The organism is Streptomyces sp. NPDC002181 (genome assembly GCF_042890485.1).
Lineage (GTDB): Bacteria > Actinomycetota > Actinomycetes > Streptomycetales > Streptomycetaceae > Streptomyces.
The window spans coordinates 35,560-60,411 of the sequence record NZ_JBIASC010000022.1; the positions used below are offsets into that span (position 1 = coordinate 35,560).

The 24,852-nt window shown below is 72.4% G+C and carries 25 protein-coding genes; 11 read left to right on the top strand and 14 right to left on the bottom strand.

Translation table 11 applies throughout. The features are described from left to right. Positions 1-12: 12 nt before the first annotated feature. Together ACFYXV_RS33280 and ACFYXV_RS33285 are read right to left on the bottom strand one after the other, a co-directional pair. Positions 13-681 (bottom strand): response regulator transcription factor, encoded by a 669-nt coding sequence (locus tag ACFYXV_RS33280; protein ID WP_048478161.1) that lies wholly within the window; start codon positions 679-681, stop codon positions 13-15. A gap of 17 nt (positions 682-698) precedes the next feature. Next, the gene (locus tag ACFYXV_RS33285) at positions 699-1,901 is read right to left on the bottom strand and encodes a sensor histidine kinase (RefSeq protein ID WP_385472537.1); all 1,203 of its coding nucleotides are present in this window, start codon (positions 1,899-1,901) and stop codon (positions 699-701) included. A gap of 107 nt (positions 1,902-2,008) precedes the next feature. Between ACFYXV_RS33285 and ACFYXV_RS33290 the strand changes: the two genes are divergently transcribed. Further along, positions 2,009-3,004 carry an SAM-dependent methyltransferase gene (locus ACFYXV_RS33290; protein WP_389384966.1) on the top strand — a complete coding sequence of 332 codons (996 nt, stop codon included), beginning with the start codon at positions 2,009-2,011 and terminating at the stop codon, positions 3,002-3,004. Between the two features lie 51 nt (positions 3,005-3,055). On the opposite strand, the gene ACFYXV_RS33295 is transcribed toward ACFYXV_RS33290, so the two are convergent. Continuing rightward, complete coding sequence (locus tag ACFYXV_RS33295; RefSeq protein ID WP_385472543.1) at positions 3,056-4,612, bottom strand: M28 family metallopeptidase; 1,557 nt, start codon at positions 4,610-4,612, stop codon at positions 3,056-3,058. A gap of 216 nt (positions 4,613-4,828) precedes the next feature. Next, a complete protein-coding gene (locus tag ACFYXV_RS33300; protein WP_385472545.1) occupies positions 4,829-5,950 on the bottom strand; it encodes a DUF5937 family protein in 1,122 nt (373 codons plus the stop codon). Between the two features lie 108 nt (positions 5,951-6,058). On the opposite strand from ACFYXV_RS33300, the gene ACFYXV_RS33305 reads away from it, so the two are divergent. Continuing rightward, complete coding sequence (locus ACFYXV_RS33305; RefSeq protein ID WP_385472548.1) at positions 6,059-6,280, top strand: hypothetical protein; 222 nt, start codon at positions 6,059-6,061, stop codon at positions 6,278-6,280. A 21-nt stretch (positions 6,281-6,301) separates the two neighbouring features. Here ACFYXV_RS33305 and ACFYXV_RS33310 read toward each other — a convergent pair whose 3' ends face one another. The 6 genes from ACFYXV_RS33310 to ACFYXV_RS33335 form a co-directional block, all read right to left on the bottom strand. Next, positions 6,302-7,039 carry a GntR family transcriptional regulator gene (locus ACFYXV_RS33310; RefSeq protein WP_385472551.1) on the bottom strand — a complete coding sequence of 246 codons (738 nt, stop codon included), beginning with the start codon at positions 7,037-7,039 and terminating at the stop codon, positions 6,302-6,304. A 159-nt stretch (positions 7,040-7,198) separates the two neighbouring features. Continuing rightward, positions 7,199-8,008 (bottom strand): type III pantothenate kinase, encoded by an 810-nt coding sequence (locus tag ACFYXV_RS33315; protein WP_383339647.1) that lies wholly within the window; start codon positions 8,006-8,008, stop codon positions 7,199-7,201. Continuing rightward, a complete protein-coding gene (gene nadC, locus ACFYXV_RS33320) occupies positions 8,008-8,964 on the bottom strand; it encodes a carboxylating nicotinate-nucleotide diphosphorylase (RefSeq protein WP_385472576.1) in 957 nt (318 codons plus the stop codon). The genes ACFYXV_RS33315 and nadC overlap by 1 nt, the downstream gene beginning before the upstream one ends. A gap of 38 nt (positions 8,965-9,002) precedes the next feature. After that, positions 9,003-10,742, bottom strand: coding sequence for an L-aspartate oxidase (locus ACFYXV_RS33325; RefSeq protein WP_383339649.1), 1,740 nt, complete (start codon positions 10,740-10,742; stop codon positions 9,003-9,005). Further along, positions 10,739-11,740, bottom strand: a complete 1,002-nt coding sequence (gene panC / locus ACFYXV_RS33330) for a pantoate--beta-alanine ligase (RefSeq protein WP_385472555.1) — start codon at positions 11,738-11,740, stop codon at positions 10,739-10,741. The genes ACFYXV_RS33325 and panC overlap by 4 nt, the downstream gene beginning before the upstream one ends. Then, the gene (locus tag ACFYXV_RS33335; RefSeq protein WP_359179517.1) at positions 11,737-12,642 is read right to left on the bottom strand and encodes a DUF2520 domain-containing protein; all 906 of its coding nucleotides are present in this window, start codon (positions 12,640-12,642) and stop codon (positions 11,737-11,739) included. The genes panC and ACFYXV_RS33335 overlap by 4 nt, the downstream gene beginning before the upstream one ends. Before the next feature lie 97 nt (positions 12,643-12,739). On the opposite strand from ACFYXV_RS33335, the gene ACFYXV_RS33340 reads away from it, so the two are divergent. From ACFYXV_RS33340 to ACFYXV_RS33370, 7 genes are all read left to right on the top strand, one after another. Next, positions 12,740-13,861 (top strand): threonine aldolase family protein, encoded by a 1,122-nt coding sequence (locus tag ACFYXV_RS33340; RefSeq protein WP_385472560.1) that lies wholly within the window; start codon positions 12,740-12,742, stop codon positions 13,859-13,861. Positions 13,862-14,007: 146 nt separating this feature from the next. Continuing rightward, on the top strand, positions 14,008-14,193 hold the full coding sequence (locus ACFYXV_RS33345) for a DUF397 domain-containing protein (protein WP_030158488.1): 186 nt from the start codon (positions 14,008-14,010) through the stop codon (positions 14,191-14,193). Between the two features lie 65 nt (positions 14,194-14,258). Then, the gene (locus ACFYXV_RS33350; protein ID WP_385472563.1) at positions 14,259-14,942 is read left to right on the top strand and encodes a hypothetical protein; all 684 of its coding nucleotides are present in this window, start codon (positions 14,259-14,261) and stop codon (positions 14,940-14,942) included. A gap of 13 nt (positions 14,943-14,955) precedes the next feature. Next, a complete protein-coding gene (locus ACFYXV_RS33355) occupies positions 14,956-15,129 on the top strand; it encodes a hypothetical protein (RefSeq protein ID WP_048478149.1) in 174 nt (57 codons plus the stop codon). Between the two features lie 141 nt (positions 15,130-15,270). After that, complete coding sequence (locus tag ACFYXV_RS33360; RefSeq protein ID WP_389384967.1) at positions 15,271-15,771, top strand: BlaI/MecI/CopY family transcriptional regulator; 501 nt, start codon at positions 15,271-15,273, stop codon at positions 15,769-15,771. Between the two features lie 9 nt (positions 15,772-15,780). Continuing rightward, on the top strand, positions 15,781-16,311 hold the full coding sequence (locus tag ACFYXV_RS33365; RefSeq protein WP_385472569.1) for an amino-acid N-acetyltransferase: 531 nt from the start codon (positions 15,781-15,783) through the stop codon (positions 16,309-16,311). Between the two features lie 165 nt (positions 16,312-16,476). Continuing rightward, positions 16,477-16,815 carry an Lsr2 family protein gene (locus ACFYXV_RS33370; protein ID WP_383339669.1) on the top strand — a complete coding sequence of 113 codons (339 nt, stop codon included), beginning with the start codon at positions 16,477-16,479 and terminating at the stop codon, positions 16,813-16,815. On the opposite strand, the gene ACFYXV_RS33375 is transcribed toward ACFYXV_RS33370, so the two are convergent. Then, positions 16,794-17,441: an SCO3374 family protein gene (locus tag ACFYXV_RS33375; protein ID WP_385472573.1), complete on the bottom strand. Its 648-nt coding sequence runs from the start codon at positions 17,439-17,441 to the stop codon at positions 16,794-16,796. The genes ACFYXV_RS33370 and ACFYXV_RS33375 overlap by 22 nt on opposite strands. A 450-nt stretch (positions 17,442-17,891) precedes the next feature. Here ACFYXV_RS33375 and ACFYXV_RS33380 point away from each other — a divergent pair, with 450 nt between their 5' ends. Both ACFYXV_RS33380 and ACFYXV_RS33385 read left to right on the top strand, forming a co-directional pair. After that, complete coding sequence (locus tag ACFYXV_RS33380) at positions 17,892-20,417, top strand: ATP-dependent Clp protease ATP-binding subunit (RefSeq protein ID WP_048478491.1); 2,526 nt, start codon at positions 17,892-17,894, stop codon at positions 20,415-20,417. A 429-nt stretch (positions 20,418-20,846) separates the two neighbouring features. After that, entirely contained in the window at positions 20,847-21,467 is a 621-nt protein-coding gene (locus ACFYXV_RS33385; RefSeq protein WP_389384968.1) for a M23 family metallopeptidase, read from the top strand. 80 nt (positions 21,468-21,547) lie between these two features. Here ACFYXV_RS33385 and ACFYXV_RS33390 read toward each other — a convergent pair whose 3' ends face one another. The 3 genes from ACFYXV_RS33390 to cseB all read right to left on the bottom strand — a co-directional run bounded on the left by ACFYXV_RS33390 (position 21,548) and on the right by cseB (position 24,845). Next, on the bottom strand, positions 21,548-22,723 hold the full coding sequence (locus ACFYXV_RS33390) for a LamG-like jellyroll fold domain-containing protein (protein WP_389384969.1): 1,176 nt from the start codon (positions 22,721-22,723) through the stop codon (positions 21,548-21,550). A 98-nt stretch (positions 22,724-22,821) separates the two neighbouring features. Beyond that, the gene (gene cseC, locus ACFYXV_RS33395; protein WP_385475682.1) at positions 22,822-24,135 is read right to left on the bottom strand and encodes a two-component system sensor histidine kinase CseC; all 1,314 of its coding nucleotides are present in this window, start codon (positions 24,133-24,135) and stop codon (positions 22,822-22,824) included. Further along, positions 24,132-24,845 (bottom strand): two-component system response regulator CseB, encoded by a 714-nt coding sequence (gene cseB, locus ACFYXV_RS33400; RefSeq protein WP_385475684.1) that lies wholly within the window; start codon positions 24,843-24,845, stop codon positions 24,132-24,134. The genes cseC and cseB overlap by 4 nt, the downstream gene beginning before the upstream one ends. Positions 24,846-24,852 lie beyond the last annotated feature (7 nt).

Below are 24,852 nucleotides of genomic sequence, written 5' to 3' on the forward strand. Positions count from 1 at the left end.
AGCGGGTGGAGGTCAGGCGCCGCCGGCGCGGACCAGGCCCGTTTCGTACGCGAGGACGACCACCTGGACGCGGTCGCGCAGGTTCAGCTTGGTCAGGATGCGGCCCACGTGCGTTTTGACCGTGGCTTCGGAGAGGACCAGGCGGGCGGCGATCTCCCCGTTCGACATGCCCTGGGCCACCAGCAGCATGACCTCGCGCTCGCGCTCCGTCAGCCGCTCGATCTCCTTGTTCTGCGGCTCCTGGGTGGCCGTGGGCAGCATCGGCGCGAAGCGGTCCAGCAGGCGCCGGGTCGTGGACGGGGCCACCACCGCGTCACCGCTGTGCACGGAGCGGATCGCGGCCAGCAGCTCGGCCGGCGGCACGTCCTTCAGCATGAACCCGCTCGCGCCCGCCTTCAGCCCCGAGAAGGCGTACTCGTCCAGGTCGAAGGTGGTCAGGATGATCACGTCGGGGTGCTCGTCGCGCTCGCAGATCCGGCGCGTGGCCTCGACCCCGTCGAGCTTCGGCATCCGGACGTCCATCAGCACCACGTCCACCTTCGTGGACCGCAGCACCTCCAGCGCCTCCAGGCCGTCGCCGGCCTCGGCGACGACCTCCATGTCCGGCTGGGCCGCGAGCACCATGCGGAAGCCCGTGCGCAGCAGCACCTGGTCGTCTACCAGCATCACTCGGATGGACATCAGTTACCTCGACCTCGTCATTTCTTCTTGAGCGGGAGAAGTGCGCTGATCCGGAAGCCTCCGCCCGGGCGCGGGCCCGCGTCCAGGGTGCCGCCGACCATGCCGATCCGTTCGCGCATGCCGATCAGTCCGTGCCCGGCGCCGTCGGCGCCGCCGTCCTCGTACAGCTCGTGGGCCGCGCCCCGGCCGTCGTCCTCGACCAGCAGGCCGAGCCCGTCGTCGAAGTAGACCAGCCGGACGCTCGCCTTGGCGTCCGGGCCGCCGTGCTTGCGGGTGTTCGTCAGCGCCTCCTGCACGATCCGGTACGCGGTGAGCTCGACGCCCGTGGGCAGCCGGCGCGGGGCGCCCTCGACCTCGAAGTCCACCGTGAGCCCGGCCGCCCGGACCTGCTCGACGAGGACCTCGATCTGCTCCACGTCGGGCTGGGGCACGTAGTCCTCGGACTCCTGCGGCTCCCCGGTGCGCAGTACGCCGAGCAGCCGGCGCATCTCGGCCAGGGCCTGGCGGCCGGTGCCGGAGATGGTCTGGAGGGCCTCCTTGGCCTGTTCCGGGGCCACGTCCATGACGTAGGCGGCGCCGTCGGCCTGGACCACCATCACCGAGACGTTGTGCGCGACGACGTCGTGCAGCTCGCGGGCGATCCGGGCGCGCTCGGCGGCGACGGCCACCTTGGCCTGGGCCTCGCGCTCCTTCTCCAGGCGCTGGTTCCGCTCGACGAGCTGGGCGTAGTAGGCCCGGCGGGTGCGCAGGGAGTCGCCGAGCACCCAGGCGAGGGCGAACGGGACGATCGCGAAGAGCGCGCCCAGGACCTCGTCGGGGCTGTCGAGCCCGGCCACGCGGAAGCGCAGCACGTACAGCGGGGCGGCGGACAGGCCGATGGCGAGGGCCGTACGGGACAGCCAGCGGGGGATCTCGGCCGAGGCGGCCACCGTGTACAGGATGATCAGCATCGCCAGGTCGGACGTGATCAACTCGGTGTGGGTGGCCAGCTTGTAGACGCCGGTGCCGACGGCCAGCCAGAACATCGGCTGCGTCCACTTGCGGCGCAGGGCCACGACGACGCCCATCGCGAGCACCGTGGGGACGGCGATCAGACGGGCGGCGGTGCTGGGGAGATCGTCATTGGCGACTTGCAGCATCCCGATCCCGACCAGGAGGACAGCCCAGAAGCTGTCGACGCCCGTCGGGTGTCTGCGGAGGAAGTCGTAGAGGCGCTGCACGTAACCCAGAGTAGGCAAAGGAGATAGGTGCTGGAGTCAACCACAGGTGCGATCCGTGCGACGGGGGCGTACTCCCCAAGGTGGAGGGCGAGCTTAACCTTTCGGGGATGAGCACTGAGGGAGAAGCGGCGGCCGCGGATCCGGTTCCGCATGCGGCTCCGGTCGGATGGCGGACGGCGATGGAGACCGCGCTGTACGGACCGGACGGGTTCTACGTCCGCCCGGGCGGACCGGGCCCGGCCGGACACTTCCGCACGTCCGTGCACGCCTCGCCGCTGTACGCCGGGGCCGTGGCCCGCCTGCTGCTGTGGGTGGACGCGGAACTGGGGCATCCGGCGGAGCTGGACCTGGTCGACGTCGGGGCCGGGCGCGGGGAGCTGCTGACCGGGGTGCTGGACGCACTGCCCGCGCAGGTCGCGGGCAGGGTGCGGGCGTGGGCCGTGGAGCGGGCGGAGCGGCCGGCCGGGGCGGATGCGCGGATCCGGTGGGTGCCGCGCCCGCCGGAGGGTGCGCGGGGGCTGCTGTTCGCGAACGAGTGGCTGGACAACGTACCCCTGGAGATCGCGGAGGACGGTCGCTACGTGCTGGTCGCCCCGGACGGTACGGAGAGCCCCGGCCCCGTGGTGGACGGCGCCGACCGGGCGTGGCTGGAGCGGTGGTGGCCGGGGCCCGGCCGGGCGGAGATCGGGCGGGCGCGGGACGAGGCGTGGGCCGGCGCCGTGCGCTCGCTCTCGCACGGCCTGGCCGTGGCGGTGGACTACGCCCACACCCGCGGGGCCCGGCCCCCGTACGGCACCCTGACGGGCTTCCGGGGCGGCCGGGAGGTGGCGCCGGTACCGGACGGGAGCTGCGACGTGACGGCTCACGTGGCACTGGACGCGTGCGCGGGGGAGGGGGCGGTGCTGGTTGCGCAGCGCGAGGCGCTGGCCCTGCTCGGGGTCTCGGGGGCCCGCCCCCCGCTGGCGATGGCGTCTTCGGACCCCGCGGGGTACGTCCGCGCCCTGGCCCGCGCCGGGGAAGCGGCGGAACTCACCGCCCGCGGCGGCCTCGGCGACTTCGGCTGGCTGGTCCAGCCGGTCGGCGTGCGTCCCTGGCCGGCCTGACCGGCTCCGCCGCGCGGGGCTCTGCCCCGCCCCGCGCGGCGGAGCCGCCGGCTACTGCGCGGTGCCGTGGTCGTGCCCCGGGCGCAGGCCGCCTCCCGTGGCGCCGCCCGTGGTCGGCTTCGAGACGACCGGCCTCGTCAGCGGGGCCAGGTCGAAGGCGTAGTGGCCGACCGCGTTCGCGATGACGTCGACGTTGATGTCGAGCGCCTTCTGGTTGATGTTGCCGATGTCGTCGCCCTTGCCGTGGTAGTTCACGTCGTACGCGACCCCGGCCTGGCCCCCGAACTTCGCCGCCTGCGCCGCCGTCTTGATGCCCTCGGCGCCCGTGTCCGTACCGCCCGACGGGATGCCGGCCTCGATGAACGGTCCGTAGTCCGAGCGGCCCGTGAAGTCGGACCCCTCGTGCGGGATCTTCTGCGCGTCGAGGAAGTCGGTGATGCCCTTCTCCAGCTGCGCCGAGCCCTCCGGCCCCGGGCCCGAGCCGACCTTGTCCGAGTCGTCGCCGTCGTAGACGAAGTACGCCGCGTTCGGCGAGGCGATCATGTCGAAGTTCAGGTAGAGCCGGATCTGCTTCTTCTGCGCGTCCGTCAGCCCGCCGACGTACGCCTCGGAGCCCAGCAGGCCGAACTCCTCCGCCGACCACCACGCGAACTTGACCTTGTTCTTGATCTTCGTCTGGCTGCTCGCGAGACGCTGCGCGACCTGGAGGATTCCGGCCGAGCCCGACCCGTTGTCGTTGATGCCCGGACCGGCCGCGACCGAGTCGAGGTGCGCGCCGAGGAAGACGGTGTTGTTCTCGTCGCCGCCCCGCGTCTCCGCGATCACGTTGTACGTCTTGCGGTTCTCCCGGAACTCGCGGATGTCGAGGGTGACCTCGACCGGCCCGGCCGTCGCCTCGGCGGCCAGCCGCTCGCCCTCGGCCTGCGAGAGGCCGCCGGTCGGCACCTTGCCTGCGTTCGCGTCGCCCAGGGTGCCGTTGAGGGCGCCCGCGGTGTTGTTGTAGATGACCGCGCCGACCGCCCCGGCCGCCGCCGCGTTGGCCTGCTTGACCGCGAAGGTGCAGCCGCCGCGCTTGATCAGCGCGATCTTCCCGGTGAAGGCGCCCGCGGCGAAGTCGCCGGGCTCGCAGCCGTTCGTACCGTCCGCGTCGACCGGCGCGACGGCGATCTGCGCGGTCACCCCGTCCTCGGGGCCGCTCGCCGTGTACGTCATCAGCTTGATCGGGACGTCGCGCTCGCGCCCCGCGCCGTTGACCTTCAGCGTCTCGGCGATCGTCTCGACGTACACGAAGTCGAACTCGTTCTTCGAGACCTTGTAGCCGGCCGCCCGCATCACCGCCTCGACGTACTGCGCGGACTGCAGGTGGCCCTTGGAACCGGCCACGCGCGTGCCCTTGTTGTAGTCCGCGATCGCCTGGAAGACCTTCAGATGGTTGTTGGCGCCCTTTCCGGTCGAGTCCTTGACCAGTTTCCGGGCCAGCGCATCGCCCCGCGCGGCGTCGCTCTGCGGGCTGCCGGCGGCACCGGCCGGTCCCGCGAGCATCAGCGGGGAGACGAGGGCCGCGGCGGCCAGGGCGGCGGTTGCTGCGGCTATACGGCGTGAGGGCATGAAGGTCCTTCCACGACAAGTACGAGCAGACAGACGGACAGACAGACGGACGGACGTGACGGTCGGACGAGACGGACGTGACGGACGGTCTGGCGCCGGTGGTGCGCGGTGGACGCACGGTATAGACCGGGTGGCCGATCTCGCCAGAGGTTTCGCTGATTCCGGGTGAGGGTCTCCGCATACCGGTGAAAGCCGCCGCCGGCTTTCGGACTTGCGTCAGCGCAGGATGCCCTCGATGAACTCCGAGCCGATCCGGGCGACGACCTTCAGATCCAACTGGTGCTGGACGTAACGCCCTTGGCGCCAGGTGTGCAGCAGGCCCGCCTTCTTCAGCGCCGACAGGTGCCGCGAGACCTCCGGCGCGGTGATCCCGTGCACGGTCGCCAGCTCGCTCGTCGTGTACGGGGCCCGCGCCAGGCTCCGGCACAGCATCATCCGCATCGGATGCGCCAGCGCCTCCATCCGCCGCTGGAGCAGCTCCACCGAGCCCGGCTCGGGCAGTTCGGGGGAGCGGATCGGATAGTGCACCACCGGCACCCAGCCGGGCGCGTGCAGCACCAGCAGGTGCGGCCAGCCGAAGCTCGTCGGCACGAAGACCAGGCCGGGGCCTATCCCGGGGTCCGTCGCGGTGGCCGAGCCGTGCACCATCTTGTCGACCGTGATGGTGGTCGCGGCCGCGTCGACGCTCAGCGCCGGCGACACCTCGCGCAGCGTCGCCGCGAGCCCCTTGCGGCGCAGCACCTCCGTCTTGTGCCGGGCGTCGGCGCTCTGCTGAGGCTCCATCCGCCGCCAGGTCTCCGCGAAGAACGCCTCGTCGCACTCCTCCAGGAGCCGCCGCAGCCACACCCGTACCGAGGCCGTGTCGTCCAGCAGTCGCAGCGAGAACTCCAGCTGGCGCGGGCCGCGCGCGGCCGCCGTCTCCAGTGCCTTGGTCCTGGCCCGCTGGTTCTTCAGCGGGGAGGGCCCGCCGCCCTCGTTGTACAGCGCCAGCCAGCAGTGCTCCAGGGCGGCCATCACGAACCGCTCGTCGTCCATGCGGTCCAGTACGTCGAGCTCCTCGGCCAGGGTCGCGGCCGGCAGGCCGTCGCCGCCGGGGATGCCCGCGAAGGCCATGAAGATGTCGGAGAACGAACTGCGCCACATGAACTCCCCCTCCAGCAGCCGGTCCGCCAGGCAGGGCTCCAGCGCGGCGGCCGTGGCGGTGGTCCAGGAGGCCAGGCCCGGGTGGTGGGCGGGCTGCGAGAGGGCGTGCAGCGTCATGCAGAGCTCGGAGAGCGGAGAGGGCGCGAAACGGATGCGCCCCGTGGGGAGCCCGGCGATGTCGATGGTGACGCTCATCGGGCCATTCTGACCTGTCCCGGGCCTGTGACCTGGACGGACACGGTTCGATTGACCAGGAGCGTCAATCGTCGTGCGGGCCGGCCCGAGCGGGTCCAGGGTGGAGGCATGACAGCGATCGAGCAGTACCTCATAGACACCTGGCGGGCATCCCAGCAGGGTGTGCCGATGCCCCCGCCGCCGGGCCGCGACGACGTCGCCGTCCTGCGCTCGGCCCGTACGTACGCCCAGTTCCAGGCCGTCGTGGACGGCAGGGAGGCCCGGCACCCCTGGCGGGCGGCCCTGCACCGGCTGACCCACCCCCACGCGGCCCGGCAGTGCGGGCCCTGAAGCGGGGCCGGTCGGCGGCGGTCAGCGGTCCCCGGGACGGAAGTCGATCTCGTACGCGATCTCCGAGCGCCGGTCCGCGATCACGATGTCGGCCGTCTCCACCGCCCGGCCGTCCACCGCGTAGTACGTCCGCTCGATCTCGGTGATCAGCTCGCCGACGCCGATGCCGAGCAGTCGTGCCTGCGCCTGGTCGGCGCGCGCCGGGCGGGGGACTTCCGTCGCCGAGGCGACCAGCACGCCGATCGAGCGCATCCGCTCGATGACCCCGGCCCCCTTGAACGGGCCCGCCTCCGGCAGCACGACCGGAGTGCCGTCCGTGACCGCCATCGGCTCCCAGGACTCGCAGACCTGCACCGGCCGGCCCTCGGCCAGGAACTCGTACGTGGTGTGCACGCACGGGTCGCCCGGCGCGACGGCGAGCCGCTCCGCGATCCGCTCCGGTGCCGGCGTACGGGCCGTGGAGTGCGCCTCCCACGTCAGGCCGCCCCCGCCCGGCCCCGCCCGGCGGCGGCGCCGCGAGCGGACGATCCGCAGCCGCTCGCGCGGGGCGCGCAGGTAGGTGCCGGAACCCGCCCGGCCCTCCAGGAGCCCCTCGATGACCAGCAGCTCCAGCGCGCGCTGCGTGACGCTCTGCCCGACCCCGTACTCCAGGGCGAAGCGCGAGCGTGACGGCAGCTTGGCGCCGGCGGGCCACTCCCCGGCCCGGATCCGGGCCCGCAGCGCGTCGGCCACCTTCACGTACGCCGTACCACGGGCCATGTGAGCCGTCCTGTGCCAGTCGACGAGTTGGCCTCAAGCTAATTCATCAGGTGGGACCCGGGACTTCGGAACGGCGGGGAGTGAGACGAGCACCACACGCACCCCGCGCCCGCCCGCCGCCGGCGGCGGCCGGCGGCGGGAGGGCGCAGGGGGACGGCCTCAGTCGAAGTTCGGCGCGTTGCGCTCGTAGACCAGGCGCAGCCCGATCAGCGTCAGCCACGGCTCGTGGTCGTCGATGACCGAGGACTCGCCGAGGACCATCGGCGCCAGCCCCCCGGTGGCGATCACCCGTACGGCGCCCGGGTCGCCGTGCGGTCCGGCCAGCTCCTTGGCCATCCGCGTGACGACCCCGTCGACCTGCCCGGCGAACCCGTAGACCACGCCCGACTGCATGGCCTCGACCGTGGACTTGCCGATCACGTTGCGCGGCCGCGCCAGCTCGATCTTGCGGAGCTGGGCTCCCCGTACGCCGAGGGCCTCCATCGAGATCTCGATGCCCGGGGAGATCACCCCGCCCACGTACTCGCCCTTCGCGGACACGGCGTCGAAGGTGGTCGCCGTACCGAAATCGACCACGATCGCCGGGCCGCCGTAGAGCTCGACGGCGGCGACCGCGTTGATGATGCGGTCCGCGCCGACCTCCTTGGGGTTGTCCATCAGGATCGGCACGCCCGTCTTGATGCCGGGCTCCACCAGCACCGCGGGGACGTCGCCGTAGTAGCGGCGGGTCACCTCGCGCAGCTCGTGCAGCACGGACGGGACGGTCGAGCAGATCGCGATGCCGTGGATGCCGTCGCCGAGCTCGCTGCCGAGCATCGGGTGCATGCCCATCAGGCCCTGCATCAGGACGGCCATCTCGTCGGCCGTGCGGCGCGGGTCGGTGGAGATGCGCCAGTGCTCGACGATCTCGTCGCCGTCGAACAGGCCGAGGACGGTGTGGGTGTTGCCGACGTCGATGGTCAGCAGCATTACCGCTCCTCGCGCAGGTCCAGGCCGATGTCCAGGATCGGGGAGGAGTGCGTGAGCCCGCCGACCGCCAGGTAGTCCACGCCCGTCTCCGCGTACGCGCGGGCGTTGGCCAGCGTGAGCCGGCCCGAGGACTCCAGCACCGCGCGGCCGGCGACCAGGGCCACGGCCTCCTCGGTCTCGATCGGCGTGAAGTTGTCCAGCAGGATCAGGTCCGCGCCCGCGTCCAGCGCCTCGCGGACCTGGTGCAGGGTGTCCACCTCGACCTCGATCGGCAGGTCGGGGAACTGCTCGCGCACGGCCTGGAAGGCCTCCGCGACACCGCCCGCCGCGATCACGTGGTTGTCCTTGACCAGCGCCGCGTCCGACAGGGACATGCGGTGGTTGACGCCGCCGCCGCAGCGCACCGCGTACTTCTCCAGGGAACGCAGGCCCGGCGTCGTCTTGCGGGTGTCGCGGACCTTCGCCTTGGTGCCCTCCAGCTCGTCGGCCCACCCCCGCGTCGCCGTGGCGATGCCCGACATCAGGCAGAGCAGGTTCAGCGCGCTGCGCTCGCCGGTGAGCAGGTCCCGGGTACGGGCCTTGACCGTCAGCAGCACCTGGCCGGGCTTGACCCGGTCGCCGTCCTCCACGTGCCGCTCGACCTCGAACTCGTCCTCGCAGACGACCGACAGGACGGCCTCGGCCACGCGCAGGCCGGCGACCGTGCCCGCCTCGCGCGCGGTGAAGTCGGCGTGCGCGACGGCCTCCTCGGGGACGGTGGCCACGGTGGTCACGTCGACCCCGCCGTCCAGGTCCTCGGAGATCGCCATGTGGGCGATGTCCTCGACCTCGATCGGGTCCAGGCCCGCGTCGGCGAGCAGCTGGGCGAGCGCCGGGTCCAGGCCGCTCTCCTCGCCGTCGCCGCACCCGCAGTCGTCGCCGCAGCCGCCGCCCGCGGACTGGTCGAGGAGCGGCAGCTCCGCGTGCTCGTGGTCGTGCTCGTGCTGTTCGGTGCTCACGATGACTGCTCCTGGCTCAGGGGGTGCTGTACGGACGGAAAGCCCGCGGAGTCGGTGGGGGTGACGACCAGGGCCCGCCTCTCGGTGGCGGACAGCCGGACGACGAGGTGGCGGCGCCAGGCGGCGTCGTCGCGGTCGGGGTGGTCCTCGCGCCAGTGGCAGCCGCGGGTCTCCTCGCGGCGCAGGGCCGCGGCGACCAGGACGCGGGCCACGCACAGCAGGTTCGTGGCCTCCCAGGTCTCGACGCCGGGCACGGCGGTCTTGCCGTCCGTCTCCAGCGCCGTGAGGGCCTTCGCGTACAGGTCCTCCAGGGCGGCGGCGGCCGTGCGCAGGGACTCGGCGGAGCGGAGCACGCCCGCGCCGTCCGTCATGATGCGCTGGACCTCGTACCGTGCCTCGGCGGGCTGGAGCGGGCCGGTCGCCGGGACCGGGATGCCGGGTCCGCTGCCGGCGGGCGCGCCGCCCGCGATGTCGGCGGCGATCCGCTCGGCGAAGACCAGCCCCTCCAGCAGGGAGTTGGAGGCGAGCCGGTTCGCGCCGTGCACGCCGGTGCAGGCCACCTCGCCGCACGCGTACAGGCCGGGGACGGTGGTGCGGCCGTGCAGGTCGGTCCGTACGCCGCCGGAGGCGTAGTGCGCGGCGGGCGCGACCGGGATCGGCTCGGTCACCGGGTCGATGCCGTGGGAGCGGCAGGCGGCCAGGATGGTCGGGAAGCGCTGCTCCCACATCCGCGCGCCGAAGTGCCGGGCGTCCAGGTACATGTGCTGCGCGCCCTGCTCCTGCATGCGGCGCATGATGCCCTTGGCGACGATGTCGCGCGGGGCCAGCTCGGCGAGCTCGTGCTGCCCCTGCATGAAGCGCACCCCGTCGGCGTCGACGAGGTACGCGCCCTCGCCGCGGACCGCCTCCGAGACCAGCGGCTGCTGGCCCTCGGCGTCCGGGCCGAGGAAGAGCACGGTGGGGTGGAACTGGACGAACTCCAGGTCGGAGACCTCGGCCCCGGCGCGCAGCGCGAGCGCGACCCCGTCGCCGGTGGACACCGACGGGTTGGTGGTGGCCGAGAAGACCTGGCCCATGCCGCCGGTCGCCAGGATCACGGCGGGCGCGTGGACCGCGCCGACGCCGTCGTGCTGGCCCTCGCCCATGACGTGCAGGGTGACCCCGGCCGTGCGGCCCTCGGCGTCCTGGAGCAGGTCCAGTACGAGCGCGTTCTCGACCGTACGGATGCCCGCCCGCTGGACGGCTTCGACCAGCGCGCGGGAGATCTCCGCGCCGGTGGCGTCGCCACCCGCGTGCGCGATCCGGCGGCGGTGGTGGCCGCCCTCGCGGGTCAGCTCTATCTCGCCGGTCTCTTCCGAGGTGTCGAAGACGGCGCCGGTGGCCATGAGCCGGCGCACGGCGTCCGGCCCCTCGGTCACCAGGAGCCGTACGGCGGCCTCGTCGCACAGCCCGGCGCCCGCGACCAGCGTGTCGTCCAGGTGCTGCTCGGGGGTGTCGCCCTCGCCGAGGGCCGCGGCGATCCCGCCCTGCGCCCAGCGCGTGGAGCCGTCGTCGAGGCGGGCCTTGGTGACCACGACCGTACGGCGGCCCGCGGCGGCGCAGCGCAGTGCGGCGGTCAGGCCGGCGACGCCGGAGCCGACGACCACGACGTCGGCGTCGAGGGCCCAGCCGGGGGCGTTGGCGTGCAGCCGTATGCCGGTACCGGCGGTGCCTGTGCCTGTGCCTGGGGTGCTCACGTGTGTGCTCCGAACTCCAATGGGATGTTGTCGATCAGCCGGGTCGTCCCCACCTTGGCGGCGACGGCCAGGACGGCCTGCCCGGTGAAGTCCGGGCGGACGTCGGTGAAGTCCTGCGGATCCACCAGCGCCAGGTAGTCCAGCAGCAGCGGCGGATCGTGCCGGCCCGCCTCCTCCAGGACGTGCCGGGCGGCGGCCCGTACGGCGTCCGGCAGCCCGGTGCCCGCGGCGGACACGGCGTGCGCGTCGGCGGCGCAGCGGATCTCGCCGAGCCGGGCCAGGGCGGTGGCCCGCTCGTCGCTGGCCGGGGAGGCCTCGGCGCGGGCGCGCAGCGCGGCCTGCGCGGCGAGCCGGTCCTGCCCGGCGAACAGGGCACGGGACAGGGCCAGGGCGGTGCGCCGCTCCTGGGGCGACAGGTACCGGTTGCGCGAGGACAGCGCGAGCCCGTCCTCCTCGCGGACGGTCGTCACGCCGACCACCTCGACCGGGAAGTTCAGGTCGGTCACCATCCGCCGGATCAGGGCCAGTTGCTGCGCGTCCTTCTGGCCGAAGAGGGCCAGGTCGGGGCGGGTGAGGTGGAGCAGCTTGGCGACGACGGTCAGCATGCCGTCGAAGTGGCCGGGCCGGGTGGCCCCTTCGAGGCGCTCGCCCATCGGGCCGGCGCTGACCCGCACCTGGGGGTCGCCGCCGGGGTAGACCTCGTCGACGGCCGGGGCGAACACGGCGTCGGCGCCGGCCGCGCGGGCGATCTCCAGGTCGGCGTCGAGGGTGCGGGGGTAGCGGTCGAGGTCCTCGTTCGCCCCGAACTGCAGGGGGTTCACGAAGACGGTGACCACGACCTGGCCCGCCTCCCCGGCCCGTTCGCGCGCCGAGCGGATGAGGGTGGCGTGGCCCTCGTGGAGGGCGCCCATGGTCATGACGACGGCGCGCGGGCCCCCGGCGGTGCGCGGGAGCTTGTGCAGCTCCTCGGCGGTGTCGATCAGCAGCAGGCCGGTCACTGGTCCCCACCCTCGGGATCGGCGAGCACGCCCAGGAGGTCCTCGGCGAGTTCGGGCTTGAGGAGGCCGTGGGCGAGGGCCCGGTCGGCGGTGGTGCGGGCCATCGCCAGGTACCCGGCGACCGAGGCGGGCGCGTGCTTGCGCAGCTCCGCGACGTGTGCGGCGACCGTACCGGCGTCGCCGCGGGCCACCGGGCCGGTCAGGGCGGCGTCGCCCGAGCGCAGGGCGTTGTCGAGGGCGGCGCCGAGCAGCGGGCCGAGCATCCGGTCGGGGTGCTCGACCCCGGCCTTGTGCAGCAGCTCCATGGCCTGGGCGACCAGGGTGACCAGGTGGTTCGCGCCGAGGGCGAGGGCCGCGTGGTAGAGCGGGCGGTTCTCCTCCGCGATCCACTCGGGCTCCCCGCCCATCTCGATCACCAGGGCCTCGGCCGCGAGCCGCAGCTCCTCGGGGGCCGTGACGCCGAACGAGCAGCCGGCCAGGCGCTGCACGTCCACCTCGGTGCCGGTGAACGTCATCGCGGGGTGCAGGGCCAGCGGGAGCGCGCCCGCGCGCCGGGCCGGGTCCAGGACGGCGGTCCCGTACCGCCCGGAGGTGTGGACGAGCAGCTGGCCGGGCCGGATCGCGCCGGTCTCGGCGAGCCCCTCGACGAGGGCCGGCAGCGCGTCGTCGGGGACGGTCAGCAGCACCAGGTCGGCCAGCTCCAGCACCTGGGCGGGCGGTACGAGCGGCACGTCGGGCAGCATCCGCGCGGCACGCCGGCGGGAGGCGTCGGAGACGCCGGAGACGGCGACCGGCCGGTGTCCGGCCTGCTGGAGCGCACGGGCCAGCGCGGGGCCGACCCGGCCTGCGCCGACGACGCCGACGGTGAGCCGGGCGGGGCGCGGTTGCTGGGATGAGTTCACGCGGGGAAGGCCTTCCGTTCCAGTCCGCGGGGGGTACCGGACGATACGCCGCCATGCTAGCCCCTGGGCGTGTTGACCGGTCGGCGATGATCGGGGCATGACCGATGACGAGGATCTGGCGAAGCGGCTGGTGGCGGCGGGGCGTACGGCGGAGCGGACGCTCTCGCACGGCCTGCGCGAGGCGACGGTGGGGGAGCTGCTGGCGGGGCTGGCCGCGCCGGACCCCGACGAGCCGGCCGACGTGTACGGGGACGGGGTGGTGACCCGGCTCGAACAGCGGGTGGCGGAGCTGCTGGGGACGGAGGACGCCGCGTACTTCCCCTCGGGGACGATGGCCCAGCAGATCGCGCTGCGCTGCTGGGCGGGACGGACCGGGAACCCGGTGGTCGCCCTGCACCCGGCGAGCCATCCGGAGCTGTGGGAGGGCGGGGCGCTGTCGGTGGTCTCGGGCCTGCGCACGGTGCACCCGACGAAGGAGCCGCGCCAGCCCTCGGCGGAGGAGGTCGCGGACCTGGCGGAGCCCTTCGGCACGCTGATGCTGGAGCTCCCGCTACGCGAGGCGGGCTTCCTGCTGCCGGCCTGGGAGGAGCTGGAGGAGCTGGTCGGCGCGGCCCGCGAACGGGACGCGGTGGTCCACTTCGACGGGGCCCGGCTGTGGGAGTCGACGGTGCACTTCGGGCGGCCGCTGGAGGAGATCGCGGGGCTCGCGGACTCCGTGTACGTCTCGTTCTACAAGTCGCTCGGCGGCCTCAGCGGCGCCGCCCTGGCGGGCTCCGCCTCCCTGATCGCGGAGGCTCGGGTCTGGCGCCACCGGTACGGGGGCCAGGTCTTCCGCCAGTTCCCGCAGGCCCTCTCCGCGCTGGACGGGCTGGAGCGGGAGCTGCCGCGCCTGCCCTCGTACGTGGCCCAGGCGCGCACGGTGGCCTCGGCGCTGGCCGAGGCGCTGGCCGGCGGCCCGGTCCCGTGGTTCCGGATCAACCCGCAGACCCCGCACACGCACCAGTTCCAGGTCTGGCTGCCGTACGAGGCGGACCGGCTGACGGAGGCGGCTGTCCGCACCGCGGAGGAGACGGGCACGGTCCTCTTCCGCCGCTGGTCGCCGGCGCCGGCGCCGGGCGTCTCGGTGACGGAGCTGACGGTCACCGCTCCGGGCCTCTCCTGGACCGCGCAGGACGTGCACGAGGCGCTGAAGGCCTTCGTCACCCGCCTCGATCCCTGACGGGACGAGGCGCCGGGGAGGGGCGAATGGTCCCGTTCGTGCAACAGCGACGCACCGATTTCCGCCGAAGTCATCGGTCCGGCGCCGCCTCCCGGTTACCTTCCCTCCACGGGAAAGCAACGGAGCCGTCCCCCGGAGGAGACACCATGACCGCTCACCCCGCCTGGCAGAAGTCCACGTACTGCGGCGAAGGAGACAACTGCGTCTACGTCTCCGCCGCCCCGGGCCACCTGGTCCGGGTGGCCGACCGGGCCGACCCGGCGCACCTGGTTCTGGCCACGACCCAGTCCGCCTGGGCCGACTTCCTTGACGCCGTCAAGGCGGACGGGTAGCCGTCGGCGCGCCCGGAATCATGCCCCTGAGGGGATTTTGTCCGATTAGCGCGTATCTTCGGCCCATGCCCACGCCCTACGGATCCCGCGGCGGCATGGCGTTCAGCGCCGCCGAGCTGCACGTGCTCAGGCGCACGCTCGCCCACGCCCTCCAGTCCTCCACGGCCCCCGCCCCCCTGACGACCCCGGAGGTCCAGGACTGTCTGCGCCTCGCGCAGTCGGTGGACGAAGCGGTCCGGGAGGCGGGGCGGCTCAGAGAGTTCCTCCTCGCCGACCTCGCCCGCTACCGCGGCGCCCTGCCCGGCAGCCTCTCCGGCTACCTGGAGCTGCTCCAGGACGCCCTGGCGGCGGGGTACGAGCCCGCGCCGGACGATCTGGCCGCCCTGCGCGCCCTGCGGGCCAACCCGGTCGCGGCGGCGCTGCTGGAGCGCTGCCAGGTCATCGCCGAGCGCTCCCTGCGCAGGCGGCTCTCCACGGCCCCGCCGCCCCGGACCCGGCTGCTGGCCCTGTCGGGGGGCAAGGACACCGGGGAGTCCGGGAACGGCGGGGAGGCCAGGAGCGTCAGGGAGGCCGGGGGCGGCAAGGACGGCAAGGACGGCAAGGGGGAGCCCGCCCGGCCCGCGCCGGCCCCCAAGGACCCGCCGCACCCCGAACGCCCGTCCGAGCGGCCCATCCCGACCCCCGGAGAGGTGTTCCCGCCGCGCCGCAAGCCCACCCCGCCCCCGGCGGCCGGGCTCGCCGCCGGGTAGCTACGCTGGGGGCATGGACTACGTTTCCGCGCTCGTGCCCCCCGTAGTGATGGCCGGCTTCTTCATCGCGCTCGTCGTGACGATCGTGAAGAGCCAGGGCGGCGCCAACAAGGCCAAGGAAGACGCGGCCGTCGACGCCGTGATCGCGCGTGCCGAGGCCGCGCAGCAGACCGGCCCCGCCAAGTAGTCCGACCCGCCTTCCCCGCGCGACCCGCACGGGTACCGCTCCCGCGCGCCCCGGCGCGTAACGGCGCGCCCTCGCATTCTCGCGGCGCGTTGCGTTCCGAATAGCCGGGCAATTCCGCACATTCCGCACTATCGTGCTGTTGTGCCTCGCCCCTTGGGAGAACTCGAAGACGCGGTCATGACGCGGGTGTGGCAGTGGAACCGCCCGGTCACTGTTCGTGAAGTTCTGGAAGACCTCCAGCAGGAACGGTCCATCGCGTACACCACGGTCATGACGGTTATGGACAATCTCCATCAGAAGGGCTGGGTCCGCCGGGAAGCCGAAGGCCGGGCCTATCGATATACCGCGGTCTCCACCCGGGCCGCCTACTCGGCCGCACTGATGAACGAAGCCTGGTCGACGAGCGACAACCCCGCGGCCGCCCTCGTGGCCTTCTTCGGGATGATGTCCGCCGAACAGCGCGACGCCCTGCGGGACGCCTTCCGCATCGTGGGGTACGACGACGGGACGGCGGCCGAGCCGCCCGCCGAGTCCGCAGGCCGGCCGCCCGCAGCCCCCGTCGCCCGGCCCACCGCCCCCGCCGCCGAACCCCCGCCCGGCGAAGAGGACTCCGCCGGGCGCCCGGCCGAGCCCGGGCGATAGCGTCCGGGCATGGGTGAGTTTTCCGCTGAACACGCAAAAACAGTGACGATCCGCCGTGCCCGCACCGGCGATGTTCCCGCGCTGCGACGTCTCCTCGACCAGTACGTGCAGCAGCGGATCCTCCTCGACAAAGCGCCCGTCGTCCTTTACGAGGACATCCAGGAGTTCTGGGTCGCGGAACGCGGCGGGGACGGCCAGGTCGTCGGATGCGGCGCTCTCCACGTCATGTGGGAAGACCTGGCCGAAGTCCGCACTCTCGCGGTGGACCGCGAGTTGAAGGGCGCCGGAGTCGGGCATCAGCTGCTGCGGCAGTTGTTGGACACCGCGCGGACCCTCGGGGTCGCCAAGGTTTTCTGCCTGACCTTCGAAGTGGACTTCTTCGCCAAGCACGGCTTCGTCGAGATCGGGGAGACCCCGGTCGAGACGGATGTCTACATGGAGCTCCTGCGTTCCTATGACGAGGGCGTCGCCGAGTTCCTCGGTCTCGAACGAGTGAAGCCGAACACCTTGGGCAACAGTCGGATGCTTCTGCACCTCTGAACGATCACGGTGGCTTTTCCCGTGCTCCACGCACCTGTGGCCTATGTCCGAATCGCGCACGTTTCCCGCCGCGTTGCGGTCTCGAACCTCTCCCCGGGGGTTTGTGTTTTCCAGGGAAAAGCGGTTTCCTTTCCGCGTACTGCTTTTCGATGAAAGGAAATCCCGGTGGCACAGAAGGTTCAGGTCCTTCTTGTCGACGACCTCGACGGTGGCGAGGCGGACGAGACCGTGACGTTCGCTCTGGATGGCAAGACCTACGAGATCGACCTCACCACCGCCAACGCGGAGAAGCTGCGCTCCGCGCTCGCCGACTACGTGAAGGGCGCCCGCCGCACCGGTGGCCGCGCCTCCGGCGGTCGTGCCAAGACCCGTACGGCCGCGGCGTCCGGAAACCCGGACACCGCCGAGATCCGCGCCTGGGCCAAGGCCCAGGGGATGAGCGTCAACGACCGCGGGCGCGTCCCGCAGGAGATTCGCGAGGCCTACGAGAACGCCAAGGGCTGACCCTCGGCCTCTCGTTCCCCCGGGGTCGGCGGCCCGGCGGGGGAAGGGGCCCTCAGGGGCGTACGCCGCCACAGGCGCGCCCGGTGGCATTCCGTCGCCGCCGCCGCGACCAGGCGTACGAGATCGGGCCCGGCACCACCGTGCCGGGGACCGGCACCCTGCCCCGGACCGGGCAGGGACGGCAGCAGTGCCTCACACCCCTGCTCGGGGGGTCGCAACCACACGGCGGCCCCCCGGGGACTTCCCCCGGGGTGTCCCGGCGGGACCGGGGCCGCGATCCGGCCGCCGGAGCCCAGCGCGGTGAGGTCCAGGGCCACCCCGCCCCACTCCAGCCACTCCAGCAGGCCGTCCAGCTCCTCCGCGCTCCCCGGGGCCACCAGGAACCTCATCCGGCGTCCGGCGAACGCCACCGGGCCCGTGGCGACCGGCCCGCGCAGCAGGCGCTCCCCGGCATCGGCCGGCAGCTCCAGCGCGTCGAACCGCACCCCGGTGACCAGCTGCGGGGGAGACCCTTCCGCGAGGGGCCAGCCGAGCACCCCCTCGTACCAGGACGCGTACGCGTCCCGGGGCGGATCCGCGGGTGAATCCTCGGGCGCGACGCGGGGCGGCGGAACGGTGACGGCCATGACCGGAGCAACTCCGGAGCGCCACCAGGGTTACGCAGCGCGCCGGTTTCAATGCGGAACGTAAACGTCCGTCGGGGTGGAGTCCCACATTCGGGACGCAATCGTGTTCGCCCGTAGCGGAGGGAACCGGTGCCACCGGCATGGAGTGTCAGTCCTTACGGGTAAGACATTCCTAGTGGATCGGGGCGACACGCTGATTTGAGCGGCTTCCGTTCGCCATCGGCGTACACGTGTGACGGGTATCTGCCTGGCCTGCGGGAACATCGTCTCGCACCATCGGGTTGGAGCAGTTGTCGGCTGTTGAAGCCGGTTTTCCCCACTGACGTGGGGGTGATCGCGGACGGATGTCGGCAGTTGGAATGAGCTGTCCCGCCCCGCGGGACTAGCATGCGGAAGGACAGGGCGGGGACCGACCCCGAACTGCCCGACCGCTCTGAGGAGCGATAAACGATGTTCGAGAGGTTCACCGACCGCGCGCGGCGGGTTGTCGTCCTGGCTCAGGAAGAAGCCCGGATGCTCAACCACAACTACATCGGCACCGAGCACATCCTCCTGGGCTTGATCCACGAGGGTGAGGGTGTCGCCGCTAAGGCCCTGGAGAGCCTCGGGATTTCGCTCGAGGCTGTTCGCCAGCAGGTTGAGGAGATCATCGGTCAGGGGCAGCAGGCCCCGTCCGGCCACATCCCCTTCACCCCGCGGGCGAAGAAGGTCCTGGAGCTTTCGCTCCGAGAGGCCCTCCAGCTCGGCCACAACTACATCGGCACCGAGCACATCCTGCTCGGCCTCATTCGCGAGGGCGAGGGCGTCGCCGCCCAGGTCCTGGTGAAGCTGGGCGCCGATCTCAACCGAGTCCGGCAGCAGGTCATCCAGCTGCTCTCCGGCTACTCCGGCGGAGGCAAGGAGTCGGCCACGGCCGGCGGCCCGGCCGAGGGCACGCCCTCGACCTCCCTCGTCCTGGACCAGTTCGGCCGCAATCTCACGCAGGCCGCCCGCGAATCCAAGCTCGACCCGGTCATCGGGCGCGAGAAGGAGATCGAGCGGGTCATGCAGGTCCTGTCCCGCCGTACCAAGAACAACCCCGTCCTCATCGGCGAGCCCGGCGTCGGCAAGACCGCCGTCGTCGAGGGCCTGGCCCAGGCGATCGTCAAGGGCGAGGTCCCCGAGACGCTGAAGGACAAGCACCTCTACACGCTTGACCTCGGCGCCCTGGTCGCGGGTTCCCGCTACCGCGGTGACTTCGAGGAGCGCCTGAAGAAGGTGCTCAAGGAGATCCGCACCCGCGGCGACATCATCCTGTTCATCGACGAGCTCCACACCCTCGTGGGTGCGGGCGCCGCCGAGGGCGCGATCGACGCCGCCAGCATCCTCAAGCCCATGCTGGCCCGTGGTGAGCTCCAGACCATCGGTGCCACGACGCTGGACGAGTACCGCAAGCACCTCGAGAAGGACGCGGCCCTTGAGCGCCGCTTCCAGCCGATCCAGGTGGCGGAGCCTTCCCTCCCCCACACGATCGAGATCCTCAAGGGCCTGCGCGACCGCTACGAGGCCCACCACCGCGTCTCCATCACGGACGAGGCCCTGGTCCAGGCGGCGACGCTGGCCGACCGGTACATCTCGGACCGCTTCCTGCCGGACAAGGCGATCGACCTGATCGACGAGGCCGGTTCCCGGATGCGCATCCGCCGGATGACCGCGCCGCCGGACCTCCGCGAGTTCGACGAGAAGATCGCGGGCGTGCGCCGCGACAAGGAGTCGGCCATCGACTCCCAGGACTTCGAGAAGGCGGCTTCCCTCCGCGACAAGGAGAAGCAGCTGCTGGCGGCGAAGGCCAAGCGCGAGAAGGAATGGAAGGCCGGCGACATGGACGTCGTCGCCGAGGTCGACGGCGAGCTCATCGCCGAGGTCCTCGCGACCGCGACCGGCATTCCCGTCTTCAAGCTCACCGAGGAGGAGTCCTCGCGACTGCTCCGCATGGAAGACGAGCTCCACCGTCGGGTCATCGGCCAGAAGGACGCCATCAAGGCGCTCTCCCAGGCGATCCGCCGTACCCGTGCGGGTCTGAAGGACCCGAAGCGCCCCGGTGGCTCGTTCATCTTCGCCGGCCCGTCCGGTGTCGGTAAGACCGAGCTCTCCAAGACGCTCGCCGAATTCCTCTTCGGCGACGAGGACGCGCTGATCTCCCTCGACATGTCGGAGTTCAGCGAGAAGCACACGGTCTCGCGCCTCTTCGGTTCGCCCCCCGGCTACGTGGGCTACGAAGAGGGCGGGCAGCTCACCGAGAAGGTGCGCCGCAAGCCGTTCTCCGTCGTCCTCTTCGACGAGGTCGAGAAGGCCCACCCGGATATCTTCAATTCCCTTCTCCAGATCCTGGAGGACGGTCGCCTGACCGACTCCCAGGGCCGGGTCGTGGACTTCAAGAACACGGTCATCATCATGACGACCAACCTGGGTACGCGGGACATCTCGAAGGGCTTCAACCTCGGTTTCGCCGCTGTCGGCGACACCAAGACCGGCTACGACCGGATGAAGGCGAAGGTCAACGAGGAGCTCAAGCAGCACTTCCGGCCCGAGTTCCTGAACCGTGTCGACGACACGGTCGTCTTCCACCAGCTCACCGAGGAAGACATCATCCAGATCGTCGACCTGATGATCGCCAAGGTCGACGAGCGCCTGAAGGACCGCGACATGGGCATCGAGCTGAGCGGCGACGCGAAGCTCCTGCTCGCCAAGCGCGGCTACGACCCGATCCTGGGTGCCCGGCCGCTGCGCCGGACCATCCAGCGCGAGATCGAGGACGTCCTGTCGGAGAAGATCCTCTTCGGCGAGCTGCGTCCCGGTCACATCGTGGTCGTCGGCAAGGAGGGTGACGGCGAAGAGGCCAAGTTCACCTTCCGCGGCGAGGAGAAGTCGGCGCTGCCGGACCTCCCCCCGATCGAGGCCACGGGCTCCGGCCCGGACCTGTCGAAGGGCGCGTAGCGCGCGAGCGGTAGCCATACCGAGGGGCGGCCCCGGAACCACACGGTTCCGGGGCCGCCCCTTTGCCGTGGGTGCGCCGGCTCCCGCGGCGTTCCGGTTCCGGGACCGGCCGGCGCCCGGGGTCCCCCGCGGGGCGGCAGAGGTCCCGGAGCCGGTGACAAGCCGCACAGGGCAAAACGGACCTACTAGGGCGACTCGTAGGATCAATGTCCGTTTTGCCCCTGTCGGGCCGGGGTCTCGGGCCAGTCGTGGCGGGGTCAACCGGCTGCGTCACACCCCGCAGGCCTACGAGCCCCGGTAGTAATCGGGAGGTTTGGGGATACCGCGGGGCACGGGTTACCAAGGGTGGGCAAGCCCGGCATCCGCTCTCCAGCGTGCCGGGTGGCTTCTTGCCCGAAGCGTCCTTGTCCCCGGCCCGGAGGTCTCCTTATGTCCGCGAAGCGCAGCATCACCCGTCGTACCCGTCTCGCCGTCGGCGCCACCGCTCTCGGTGCCGTCCTGGCTCTCGGGGCCGGGACGACCGCCGCCTTCGCCGACACGGCTCCGGAGACCGCCCTGACCGGCACCGCCGAGCTGGTCGCGGCCCAGGCCAACGCCCAGGCCGCCAAGGCCGCTGCCGCCAAGGCCGTCATCGCCTGGCAGAAGCCGGTCGGGAGCTACACGCTCTCCGCGACCTTCGGCAAGGGCGGCACCATGTGGTCCCACAAGCACTCGGGCCAGGACTTCGCCTGCCCCGTGGGCACCCCGGTCAAGGCCGCCTCCGCGGGCACCGTCGTCAAGGCCGGCCCGAACGGCGGCGGTGACGGCCCGGCGTACGGCAACGCCATCGTGATCAAGCACGCGAACAACACGTACTCGCAGTACGCGCACCTCTCGAAGATCCAGGTCCGGATCGGCCAGAAGGTCGCCAAGGGTTCGCAGGTCGCTCTGTCCGGCAACACCGGCAACTCCAGCGGCCCGCACCTGCACTTCGAGATCCGGACCACCCCGAACTACGGCTCGGCCGTGAACCCGGTCTCCTTCCTGCGGAACGCCGGCGTCACCGTCTGACCCCGGCGTCACCGTCTGACCCCGGCGTGACCGTCTGACCCCGGTGTGGCCGTCTGACCCCGGCGTCCCCGCGGCCGGGGTCAGTACAGGAGCCAGGAGCCGGTCGGCTTCGTCTTCGCGTCGATGCGGCCCGGCTTGAACGTGTCGATCTGGGCGGGCGAGAGCGCCGATCCGTAGGTGTGCACGGTCTCCATGGCCCCGTTCCACGGCGCGGTCCACTTGTCCTCGTGCCGTGAGCGGGCCAGCTGCAGCGGTCCCTGCGCCTGGAAGATTCCGGGGACGGGGGCCTCGCCGGTCTTCTTCCCGTTGACGTAGAGGGCGATCTGCTTGCGCTCGGCGTCGTAGGTACCGGTCAGGGTGGAGAAGGTCTTCTCCATCTTCGGGCTCTCGCCGGTCACGGTGACCGCGGTCGCCTCCGCCCCCTGGTCGCCGGTCTGGACGCGGAAGACCCAGGTCGGCTTGCCGTTCACCTGGTCCAGGCCCAGTTCGAACGAGAACGACTTCTCGTTGCCCTGGCTGACGGCGATCTGGCGCCCCTTCGGGGCCCGGTTCCAGACGTGCGCCGAGACGGTGAAGCTCTTGCCCGTGTCCACCACGGCCTTCTGGGACTCGGCGTACGAGTTCTCGTTGCCCTTCGTGCGGATCTCGAAGCGCTTCTCGATCGGGAAGACCCCGGCGTCGGTGCCCATCTTCAGCGGGGACTTGCCGCTGCGGTCCCGGATCTGCGTCGGGTCGTCCTTGACGGTCGGGGTGTTGTCGACCGGCGCCTTGGTCTTCGATCCGCTGGGGGAGGGCGAGGCCGACAGGGTCGGGGACGGCTTGTCGTCCACCGCCTCGTTCCCGCCCTTGTCGTCGCCGCCCATCAGAAGGAACGTTCCTCCGCCGGCGAGCAGCGCCAGTACGGTCACCGCGCCGCCGATCATCCACAGCCGCTTCTTGCGCTTCTCGGCCGCGGAGCGGTCCGCCATGGCCTCCCAGTCCGGCTGGTCCGGCGCCGGGGCGAACGGCCCGGGGGCGCCGGGGAAGCCGGGACCGCCCGGTGCGCCCGGCTGCACGGGCGCACCCATGTCCGGGAGCCCCTGGGCCCACTGCTGCGGGGCCGGGCCGAAGCCACCGCCGCCGTCCTGGGCCGGAGCGCCGGGCGGGTAGCCGTAGCCGGCCCCGGGGGCCGACGGGGCGGGCGGGAACCCGTAGCCCCCGTTCCCCGGGGCGGGCTGGGGCTGCGGGCTGCTGGGGGGATTCGTACCGTCGGTCATCCAGGGATGCTAGAACACCGGCCCGCACGCGGGTACGGCCCGGTCCCGGTCGGATCGCGCCATGGCGGCGGGCCCGGTTCCGGTCCGCCCCAACGCCCCTATTCCGGCAGGTTGATGATCGGGAAGCTGCCGGTCGCCGTCGGCGCGTGCTCCGGCAGCCACAGCACCGCCACCGCGCCCGCCGCCGCGCCCTCGCGGTCCACGCCGCCCGGAGCCGCCACGTTGCGGAACGTCAGCCGGGCCCCCAGTACGCGCGCCTGGCCCTCCGCGATGGTCAGCCCCAGCCCGTGCCCGACGCCCGCCCGGTCCGTGGACCCGGTGCGGAACCGGCTCGGCCCCTCGCGCAGCAGCGCCTCCGGGAAGCCCGGCCCGTGGTCCCGGACGCGTACGACCCGGCCCTCGATGTCGACCTGGACCGGCGGCTGCCCGTACCGCGCCGCGTTGGCCAGCAGGTTGCCCAGGATCCGCTCCAGCCGCCGCGGGTCGGTGCTGACGATCTCGTCCGCGACCACCCGTACCGAGGCCTCCGGCATCAGCGCGGTCACCCGCCGGCTCACGAACTCGCCCAGCGCCACGTCCTGCAGCTCCGCCCGCTCGGACGTGCTGTCCAGCCGGGCCACCTCCAGTACGTCCTCGACCAGCACCCGCATCGCCTGCGCCCGGTCCCGCACCAGCTCCGTCGGCCGGCCCGGAGGCAGCAGCTCCGCCGCCGTCAGCAGGCCCGTCACCGGGGTCCGCAGTTCGTGCGCGATGTCAGCGGTCACCCGCCGCTCGGCCTCAAGCCGCTGCTGGAGCGCGTCGGCCATGGCGTCCACGGCCCGCGCGAGGTCGTCGGTCTCGTCCCGTACGACGCCGCCGACCGCGTCCCGCACCCGTACGTCGGGATCCCCGTGCGCCACCCGCTGCGCGGCGGCCGCGGCCTTGCGCAGCCGGCGCGAGATCTGCCCGCCGATGAGCACGCCGAGCGCGGCGCCCGCGACCACGACGGAGATCGACCCGACGACCAGGGCCCGGTCCAGGTCGCGCACCATGTTGGCGCTCTCCTTGAACTCGTTGTGCAGCGACAGCACCTGCCCGTTCCCGAGCGGCACCGCGGCCCACACCTCGGGCACGCCCTTGCTCGACTCCTGGATGTACGTGCCGCGCCGCCCCGACCGCGCCTTCTCGCGCAGCGCGGCGGGGAGTTCGGGGTCGTTGACCTTCGCCCCGAGGACGGGCTTGCGCCCGGCCTCGACGAAGCGGGCGATGACGTTCACGTTCGCCAGCTGGGCCTCGCGCGCGCTCTCCAGCATCGACACGCGGGCAGCGCTGTGCACGACCAGGCTCAGTGCCACGGCGACGAGCGCGCCGACGGCGGCGATGGCGAGCGTGATCTTCCAGCGGATCCCCGTACGGAGGGTGAAGCGCCTCATGCCTTCAGCTTGTATCCGAATCCCCGGACCGTTTCGATCCGGTCCTGTCCGATCTTGGTGCGCAGCCGTTGGACGTGGACGTCCACGACGCGGGTGTCACCGCCCCAGTCGTAGTCCCAGACCCGCTCCAGCAGGCGGTCGCGGGAGAGAACGGTGCCGGGCGCGGAGGAGAACTCCAGCAGCAGCCGCATCTCGGTCGGCGTCAGCGCCACCGGGGCGCCGGCCTTGCGGACCTCCATGCCCTCGGTGTCGACCTCCAGGTCGCCGAAGGCCAGCACCCCGCGCTCCTCGGAGCCGTCCTCGTCGTGTGCGCCCGGGCGGCCGTTCTGCGGGCCGCCCGCGTGGCCGAAGCGGCGCAGCACCGCGCGGATGCGGGCGACGAGGACCGAGCCGTCGAAGGGCTTGGTGACGTAGTCGTCGGCGCCCGCCTCCAGGCCGAGGACCACGTCGATGGAGTCGGCGCGCGCCGACAGCATGATCACCGGGACGGTGGACTCGTCGCGGATCCGGCGGCACAGGCTCACGCCGTCCATGCCGGGCACCATCACGTCGAGCAGGGCGATGTCCGGGCGGTTGGCCCGGAAGGACTCCAGGCCGGACAGGCCGTCGGGCATGGCCGTGACCACGAACCCGTCGCGTTCCAGCGCCAGGGTCGTGGCCTCACGGATGACGTCGTCGTCCTCCACGAACAGGACATGGGTCTCGGCCATGCGGAGC

Bases quoted from the DNA above. Each gene is read 5' to 3' on its own strand.
- ACFYXV_RS33280 (WP_048478161.1), bottom strand. From the start codon at position 681: ATGTCCATCCGAGTGATGCTGGTAGACGACCAGGTGCTGCTGCGCACG.
- ACFYXV_RS33290 (WP_389384966.1), top strand. From the start codon at position 2,009: ATGAGCACTGAGGGAGAAGCGGCGGCCGCGGATCCGGTTCCGCATGCG.
- ACFYXV_RS33295 (WP_385472543.1), bottom strand. From the start codon at position 4,612: ATGCCCTCACGCCGTATAGCCGCAGCAACCGCCGCCCTGGCCGCCGCG.
- ACFYXV_RS33300 (WP_385472545.1), bottom strand. From the start codon at position 5,950: ATGAGCGTCACCATCGACATCGCCGGGCTCCCCACGGGGCGCATCCGT.
- ACFYXV_RS33305 (WP_385472548.1), top strand. From the start codon at position 6,059: ATGACAGCGATCGAGCAGTACCTCATAGACACCTGGCGGGCATCCCAG.
- ACFYXV_RS33310 (WP_385472551.1), bottom strand. From the start codon at position 7,039: ATGGCCCGTGGTACGGCGTACGTGAAGGTGGCCGACGCGCTGCGGGCC.
- ACFYXV_RS33315 (WP_383339647.1), bottom strand. From the start codon at position 8,008: ATGCTGCTGACCATCGACGTCGGCAACACCCACACCGTCCTCGGCCTG.
- ACFYXV_RS33340 (WP_385472560.1), top strand. From the start codon at position 12,740: ATGACCGATGACGAGGATCTGGCGAAGCGGCTGGTGGCGGCGGGGCGT.
- ACFYXV_RS33345 (WP_030158488.1), top strand. From the start codon at position 14,008: ATGACCGCTCACCCCGCCTGGCAGAAGTCCACGTACTGCGGCGAAGGA.
- ACFYXV_RS33350 (WP_385472563.1), top strand. From the start codon at position 14,259: ATGCCCACGCCCTACGGATCCCGCGGCGGCATGGCGTTCAGCGCCGCC.
- ACFYXV_RS33355 (WP_048478149.1), top strand. From the start codon at position 14,956: ATGGACTACGTTTCCGCGCTCGTGCCCCCCGTAGTGATGGCCGGCTTC.
- ACFYXV_RS33365 (WP_385472569.1), top strand. From the start codon at position 15,781: ATGGGTGAGTTTTCCGCTGAACACGCAAAAACAGTGACGATCCGCCGT.
- ACFYXV_RS33375 (WP_385472573.1), bottom strand. From the start codon at position 17,441: ATGGCCGTCACCGTTCCGCCGCCCCGCGTCGCGCCCGAGGATTCACCC.
- ACFYXV_RS33380 (WP_048478491.1), top strand. From the start codon at position 17,892: ATGTTCGAGAGGTTCACCGACCGCGCGCGGCGGGTTGTCGTCCTGGCT.
- ACFYXV_RS33385 (WP_389384968.1), top strand. From the start codon at position 20,847: ATGTCCGCGAAGCGCAGCATCACCCGTCGTACCCGTCTCGCCGTCGGC.
- ACFYXV_RS33390 (WP_389384969.1), bottom strand. From the start codon at position 22,723: ATGACCGACGGTACGAATCCCCCCAGCAGCCCGCAGCCCCAGCCCGCC.
- cseC (WP_385475682.1), bottom strand. From the start codon at position 24,135: ATGAGGCGCTTCACCCTCCGTACGGGGATCCGCTGGAAGATCACGCTC.
- cseB (WP_385475684.1), bottom strand. From the start codon at position 24,845: ATGGCCGAGACCCATGTCCTGTTCGTGGAGGACGACGACGTCATCCGT.